The following is an 8,294-nucleotide window of genomic DNA, read 5'->3' as shown; positions in this document are numbered from 1 at the left end:
TTTGAGTTTTGCTTACATTGTATTTGCTCGCAATTCTGGAATAAGTGATTCTATCTTAACCAGCATAATTTTGAATTCTTTCTTTTTCATCTTCACATATAGATGATCCAAAATTTAAATAATCAGGATAAAATGTATGCAACTTATTTGTTGTTTTATCTTTATATGTTTCTACTTTCAATTTAAATGTAAAATTTTCAAATCTCACAATTCTTATAATCACATCATGAGCTTTATATTTACTTTTTCTTTCATCACTATATTTATAATTAATTAATTGGTTAATCATATTTTTGATTAAGTTAATAGCAATGAATTTATTTAATGAATTTTCATCATTCATAATTAATGAACTTAATGAAAAATTCAAATTACTTTCATAATAATTTTGCTTATCTTGTAAATTCATATTTTTATTATAAGCCTGTTTTATAGTATTTTTAGTAAAATCACAGAAATAGAAAAAGAAGCCTATAGGCTTAATCTATAAACGTTTCTTCTTCTTTCTATATCATATTGCAATAACTGTTGCAATAATTCCAGCAACACTTAAAATAATTACTGGAATTAGTCATGAAAGTAATTTTTTCTTGTTTTTAGACTTAATTTCTAAAGCTTCTTTTAACATTTCTTCTGTAAAAATATTAATTAATTTAAATTCTTTATCTCCACTTATTAAATTTGATTCTTCTTTTAATTGAATCATCATTTTTAATTCATTATTGCCAATTTTACTAAAGAAAGAATCTCACTTTTGGTTTTCTAATAATTTAAATTCAATTAATTTGATTATTTCTTTAGCAGGATAATTTTCTTTTTTGAGAATATCAATAATTTTTTCATTTAAAGCTTTTTTGAAATCATTTAAATTCTTTTCACTTAAAGTAATAACTTCAAAATTTAAGTCTTTTAAATTTAATTTTTTGTTTGCTGATGAATGAGTATTTATAACATTAACTGTATAAGGGTTTTTCAACATAAAATGCTTGCCTTTTAAAGTTAAGGTTGTTCCGATAGCTAAATCTAAATTATTGAAAAATGAATCGGTAAAATCAATAGTATATAACTTATCAATTTCAAGTTTTGGAGCTCTCTTTTTAAATTCTTCTATTATTTTTTCTCTAACTTGTCTAATAGTCTCATTTTTAATTTGAGCCATTTTAACAGGGTCTTTTTTGTTTTCCATATCAACATTCACTTTTACAGTTAAGCCTGCTTCTGGTCAATTAAAATCGTCATCTAGAGCATTGTTGATAACATGGAGTGTGCAAGGATGATAAGTTTTAAAGTTATTATTGAAGTTTATTGTAAATTTTGCAATATTTTCATCTTTATTTCAATAAATGTCATCATCTTTTGGATTAATTATTTTGTTTAACTCTTCATCATTAAACGATATATTAATATCATCTATTGTAATTTTTTTGTAAAGAGATTGATCAATTTTTTCATTGTATTGGATTAAATAATTTTTTAATAGTTCTTTAATGTATTTTTTTATTTCTTCTTTATCTTTTAAACCAAAAACATTTAAAGTTCCAGGATTAAAATTCAATAAATAGCTATAATCTGATTTAAGTAAATTTACATTGTATGTATATGTATCGTTATTAGCTATATAATAATTTGCATCTTTTGATATAGCTTTAACTATTATTTGATTTTCATCACTTTCTTTCAAAATTTTTAATTCGATAATATTCAAGTCAATGTCTTCATTATTTATATCTTTAGCAGATTCAATCAAATTATTAAAATTATTAATTAACTCATTAACAAATACATTGAATGGTATATGTTCTTCAATATTAATATTATTAAATTTAATAAAAATAGGTTTCAATTCTAAATTGATATTAAAGATTTTTCTTCTAATAAAAAAACTATTTAAGCTAGCATTTTCTTTTAAATCAATAACAACTTTAATTAAGTTACTTTTAGAATCAAAATAACAGTTTTTAATTGTTAAAAATTCTTTATTTTTTGAGATAACATAATTTTCAATAAATTTAGCTTCATTATCCTTTTGATTTATATAATTTAAAAATTGTTCATTTGTTTTAAAATCTTGTCTTAATTTGTTAATGTTAATTTCTGGTTTGATTTCAAAATTTTCTTCAAAAGATTTTTCAATTAAAAAATTATTATACTCATTAAAAATATCATCATATTTTAATTTGTCAAGATCTTTTTTTGTTGCGTTTAAATCAATAATTTTTTTCTTGGCTAAGTATTTTTCAAAATCATTTGAAACTTTAAGATTTTTATTTCTTCAAAATTTTTTGATAAATGATGGAGAATTTGCTTCTTCTGTTAAATAACTAGGTTTTGTATATGTAGTACTATTATTATCTATTCAAACAATTTTAAATTTATTAATATTTGTTTTATCTAGTGATATGTCATATATTAAATAAAAACCATTTTTTGTTAATTTGATTTCATTTCCTGGAGCTAAATTAGATATTTCCATATTTTCTAAATCATTTACAAATTCTCATTTTCCTATTGAGTTTTGTTTTAATTCTCTTATTAAAATATTTGAATTTGCATTAATAGTCAAATATTGAGTCTTAATAGCTTCTGCTAATACAGATGAGTTATTACTTTTATATTTTAAATAAAATGAACCAAAAGGCAATCTACAATTAGTTGAATCAAAATGATTTTTATATTTTTTTACGATTTGTTTTAATTCGAAATATCTATCTATGTTTATTGATTCAGATTTATCAATGCCAGAATCTTGTATTCTGGCATATAAATCTCGTAGTTCATATAGAATTTTGATATTTTTTTCTTGTTCATCATAAGGAATATTTTTTCCAATGTAGCGCCCCTCATTAGGATATGGGCCAATGCCCTCATTATTTCATCTATCAAAAAGATCAAATTCTTCTTTTAAAATTTCATAATTTATTAAAAACTCAACTCAGCGGAATTTTTTATCATTCATGAATTCGTAAAGAAATTTAGATTCTTTTTCTGTTATTAAGACAGAACAATAGTTTTTTATGTTTTCTTTCAAAAAATCATGAAATTCATTAAAATTTAATCAAACTATTTCTGATTTAAGTCCTGTTTTAGGATCGATCCCAGGGTCATATTTTTTTGATGGTACAGGATTCCCATTAGCATCTTTAATTTCATTGCCATCTTTATTTAATTCATTTTTGCTTATAAATTGTTTGTATTCTAATAAATCAGGATTTCAATTCGGATATTTTAAATCAATTGTGTTTGATATATCACTTTTTTCAAATTTGATTTGAATTTTTTCTTTAATGCCATTTGAATCTTCATGTATTAAGAAAAGCTTATTAGAAAAATTTAATTTATTTTTAACAATTTTCCTTATATCAATAGCACTATAAAAAATTTCATTATTGTTTAAAGTAACAATTTTTTCGCCATTTTCACTTTCAATTCTAATTTCAAATTTTTCCTGTAAATTTTGTGGTGAAACAAAATAAATTTCTGTTGGTGGATATTCACAAATAATTTCATTTGAAGTTATATTTTTTGATTTAGATTGCTTTATTTGTATTGTTCCATCATTATTTATTTTGTAACTATATCCATAATTTATTATTAATCTTTCTTTTCAATTTAACTGAGAAATATCAGAACTTAGTTTTCACTTTATTTTTTGATTTTTAATCAATAAATATCTACTTGTTTTATTAAGATTAACATTTTCATTAATTAAATAAATATTTAAATATTGATTTTCTACAATTTCAAAATCAAATTTAAAAAATTCATTTTTATTAATGCTTTTGTTTTTTAAATAATTATTTAGTGCTAAATTAATGTCAAGATTTTTTCAATATTGAAGTAATTCTTCTTTAGGAGTTTTTTCACCACTGAATTTATTTAGTTTTAATTTTGAATTTAAATTATCTTTCATACCTGAATAAGATACCAATTCAATATCTTTTTTGTATGGTAATTTAGATTTTAAAATATCAAATATTTCTTCTCAGTTAGCATTTTTTATAGGGCATTTATCTTTAATACTTTCATTTCAATTATTAAAACTATCTTCATTTTTAGAATTAGTGCTTGATATCAAAAATACTCCAGAAGCTGGAATTGTAGATGAAATACCAAGCAAAAAATTTTTTAATTTTTTCATACTATCCTTTCTCCAAAAACACTGTTTTATAGTATTATTGCTTAAATGTTACTTAAATCACCAGATTTGTAAATCATATCTTTTTCGAATTGATTGTAATAAATACTAATTTGAAATCTTGTTTTATTATCTATTGAAAACATTCCATTTCCTATAGGTGCAGATGTTAAAAAATTCTTTTCTCAATTTGTTAATTCATTTTTTGATTTGTACATTTGACTAATAGCATTGACACCATTTTGATTTTGTCTAAAAATTAATGTGTATTGTATGTTTTCAACCATCCCTTTAGTTAAGTTCATAACTTCATCACTTAATTCAAAATCGCTTGGATTTTGTGTAGTTAGAATGACAGAACCATTATATTTTCTTATTGTTTTGACTGTGTCAAATAAAAATTCTAATGATGACATATTATTAGCATTAATAAATCTATGAGCTTCATCTACAATAAGACAAATTTTTCTAGTTTTGTTTTCAAAAAAGTTATTTGATATTCTGTTTCTAACATATGAGAGTATCAAATATAATGATGCTTGTCCCTCATTTGAAGCAATGTTATTAATTAAGTTATAAGTATCTATTACTGTTAAAGTTTTATTAAAATTAATATTTGTATGCCCATTATAAAGATTTGAAAAAATGCCATTATTATTGAAATCTTGATCAAAAATTATTGACAATTTATTTAATGAATCTTTGTAATAAAGCTCTGCTTTTTTGTCTTTAAATTTATATGATTTTAAAAATTTGATATAGTCTTTCATTGTTGGAAAATCTGTGTTTTTTAATTTTTGAATATTTTTTATCTTATTAGATAAATAAAATTCATTTAATAAAAAATTAGCTACTCTTAAATCTCTTGCATCTAAATCTGGATAAAGTAATGAGAAAAATTCTTTAACCATTTTTGTATGATTACTAATTAATAATTCATCACTGACTTTTATATTATCTTTTTCAATTTCATAATTGATTTGTAATGGATTAATTTTTGTTTCTAATCCTTTACCCATTTCTATTCAGTTACCATCTAATTTTTTGCATAAGTCTTTGTATTCTCTTTGAGGGTCAATGATAATAACTTCATTTCCTACTACAAATTGATGCAAAGCTATTTTAGAGGTAGTTGCTGATTTACCTGAACCAGGCACACCTCAAATTATCATTGAAAATGATGTTCTGTCTTTTGTCTTTTTAAATAAGTCAAAAATCACAGGACTACTTGAGGTTGTTGTAAAACCTAATAAAAAGTTATTACCATCATTTAAAGAATTAGAAATTCAAGGTCAACCATATACTATATTTCTTGAACTCATTTCAATTCCATTATTTAGAAAATCATCTTTGATAAAAATTGAATTTTGCAATGCTTGCTTTTGTAAATAATGCATTTTATAAACATTTGCAAATGCTTTTTTAGCATTTATATCATTTTTAGTTTCTAAATCTTTTATTCCCTCTAAGGTTTTACTTTGATTTACAAAAATGATATTAGAATCAAATAAATTCATTTTTTGAACATTAATAAAATCTACTAACTCATCTAGAACTTTTTGTTCTACACTGATTTTTTGCATTTTAAAATTACTTTTAGTTTCAGCGTTTGCTTCATTTAATGACATAGCTTTATCAAGTATTTTTTGTTTAGTGGATTCATTAATAGGTTTTAAGTTTCAAATAACTAAAGATTCACTGTTAAATAAATCACAAGCTCAACCTTCATTAATTTGTAAAGAGTTAAAATCAACTAAAGTTTGAAATGATAAATACTCATTATCAACTTTTATGTATTTGGAATTAAATTCAACTCTTTCTGGTGCTAATAAAGAAATTAATTTGTATTCTTTGTCACTTTGAAGTTTTTTAATTACTTTATCATTTAACTTTTGACCTTGCATTTTCATATCAAGTTCTTTTGTTAATTCAGTATCCAATTCTTCAACAAAATAATTTTGTTTGTCACTTTTTGAAATATTTTTTTTAAAAATCATATTAGCAAAGTCTATTAATTCCATACCAGTAACAACATTAAGTGGTATTTTTGTAGTTTCAAAAGACTTAATAAATTCATTTTCATATTGTTTAAGTTTATTCATTTCATTAGCATAGATAACTAAATAATAGACATCTATGTTTTCAATATTTCTAAGACTTTCAAAATCATTTTAACTATAAATGAAATGTTTCTTTACAACATCATTGGTTTTTACCAAATCAATTGTTTTATAGAGATTTTCATTAATTTTAATATTGTCATCAATGTTAACTGAAGAAGTTTTTTTTACAAAAGTGAATTTTGTTTCAATTGAATTTAAAACATTAATTAGTTGAGAAAAAAACGCCACCTTATCATCCCTATTATTAGAATAAATATTATTACCATAAAACTTAAAAACTGTAAATAATCCTTTTCCTACTGATGAAAATGTTTCAACATATTTATTGTCAATTATTCTTTTAAATGGTATTAAAAGTTTTGTGTCATTTGAACTGTTTAATTTATATTTTTTTACTGAAGATTTAAATTTTAATATTCTTAGTATTAAAACATATAATCTACAGTTATGTTTTTTGCTTGGAATAATTAACCAAATTAAAGAACAAAAAGCCACTAAAAATATAATGATTTTTATTCACAAAGGCAATCCATTAGCAAAGCCTAAAGCTGCTGAAAAACCTGAAATTCCAAGAATAATTATTGCATCATAAATATTTAAATTTTTTCAAATATTTAATTTTAATGATGATATTTTTTTGTTTTGATTCATTTTTATTTTTTCCTTTCCATGCTTGTTATTATTCTTTTAATGGATGATTCATTTTCAATTAACTCACTTAATTCTTTGCTTATTTCGGATGTTTTTTTAAGGTCTTTTTCACCTCGAAGAGTTTTAGACAATTGATCCATTTGTTTTTGTGTACTTGCTAATTCTTTTTTTCAGTCATTTAGAGTTTCGGGTTTTTTAGCTTTTTTTGCGGCACCTATAGTCTGTGGAGTGGTTTCTGGTTTTTTTGTTTGATTATTATTTTGCATTATTATAATCAACTCAGCATTTTTTGCGTTCCCTGTAGGATGATAATCTGTTTGCGAAGTGGTTTCAGGTTCTGAAGATGAATTATTCTTTGAATTAGATTTACGTTTTGAAATTTTTTTTGTTGCTTTTGCAGCTAATTTTTTGGTAAATTTCCCTAGATAACTTGTATATTCAACTCCGAATATGCCAAACATAACTTTATTTAATGATAATGAAGTAATTAATGCACCTGTGTAAACAATCAAGGCACAAATGCCACTATCAATACCTGTTGCATCTGACATAGGCTTAATGATTTTTGATGCGCCACTAAAAAATAAGACCATAAACGAAATTGATAAATTCAAAATCATAATTGCTAACATTTTTGAAAAGAATTGTTGTTTTCAAACTTTTAATTTTTTACCACCATCTTCAATAGAAACAACACTAATTAAAGGAGCTTGAATAAATAAGAAAAAAGCTTGATAAACATTGATACTTATATTGATTGTTATATTGCCAACAATATATAAAGCAAAAATAGCTATGAAGCTATTTAAAAATAAGCTCCCCATATTTGAATTTAATAGACTCAACTCATCTTTCATAAATTCTTCAAAAGTAATCGAAAATGGATCGATAAATCTAGGCTCAGGAGCAACTGATTGATAAATTAAATTACCAAGTTCATTTGTTTCTTGACCACCACTAATTACAGTGTTTAATACATTAATGCCATATTTTGCAAAAAATGTAAATACTCAAATTAAAATTGGTATTACTATTATAAAAACTAAATTAGGTATTATAGCTTTCAAACTTGCTTTAAATGATTGAAAGCTTTCTTTACTTTTATTATAAGAAAGCTTAAAAGCACTAATTGCTAAGATTATAAAAAATAAACAAATGCTAAATATAGCTATGCCAATAAATGCACCAGGCAATACCTTTAAATCTTCATAACTATTAATATTAGAAAGTGGTTTACCAAAAATCATTAAATTAAGAAAATCAAAAGAAACAAAATTAATTAATTTTGATAAACTATTAATAATAAATAAGGGTAAACCAATTAATATAAATCAAGGGGCTTGATATAATTTAAATAAAAGCCATCAAAAAAGGTCTTTAAACAT

Annotated in this window: 4 protein-coding genes and 1 pseudogene; all 5 read right to left on the bottom strand. The window is 22.6% G+C overall.

The window, feature by feature from the left end; all coding sequences use genetic code 4:
• Window positions 1–55 precede the first annotated feature (55 nt).
• Window positions 56–409, bottom strand: coding sequence for a hypothetical protein (locus tag MBIO_RS01490; protein WP_015510827.1), 354 nt, complete (start codon window positions 407–409; stop codon window positions 56–58).
• A 75-nt stretch (window positions 410–484) separates the two neighbouring features.
• Window positions 485–4,138, bottom strand: coding sequence for a hypothetical protein (locus MBIO_RS01485; protein ID WP_013526665.1), 3,654 nt, complete (start codon window positions 4,136–4,138; stop codon window positions 485–487).
• A gap of 41 nt (window positions 4,139–4,179) precedes the next feature.
• Window positions 4,180–6,294, bottom strand: a pseudogene (locus MBIO_RS01480) (Mbov_0397 family ICE element conjugal transfer ATPase); the annotation flags it as partial.
• A 12-nt stretch (window positions 6,295–6,306) separates the two neighbouring features.
• Window positions 6,307–6,909 carry a hypothetical protein gene (locus MBIO_RS04985; protein WP_015510824.1) on the bottom strand — a complete coding sequence of 201 codons (603 nt, stop codon included), beginning with the start codon at window positions 6,907–6,909 and terminating at the stop codon, window positions 6,307–6,309.
• Window positions 6,910–6,911: 2 nt separating this feature from the next.
• Complete coding sequence (locus MBIO_RS01475) at window positions 6,912–8,294, bottom strand: Mbov_0396 family ICE element transmembrane protein (protein ID WP_013526663.1); 1,383 nt, start codon at window positions 8,292–8,294, stop codon at window positions 6,912–6,914.

Origin of the sequence: Mycoplasmopsis fermentans PG18 (genome assembly GCF_000209735.1) — a bacterium.
Classification (GTDB): domain Bacteria; phylum Bacillota_I; class Bacilli_A; order Mycoplasmatales; family Metamycoplasmataceae; genus Mycoplasmopsis; species Mycoplasmopsis fermentans.
Note: the sequence above shows the minus strand (reverse complement) of the source record. Positions and strands in the feature narration are given on the sequence as shown.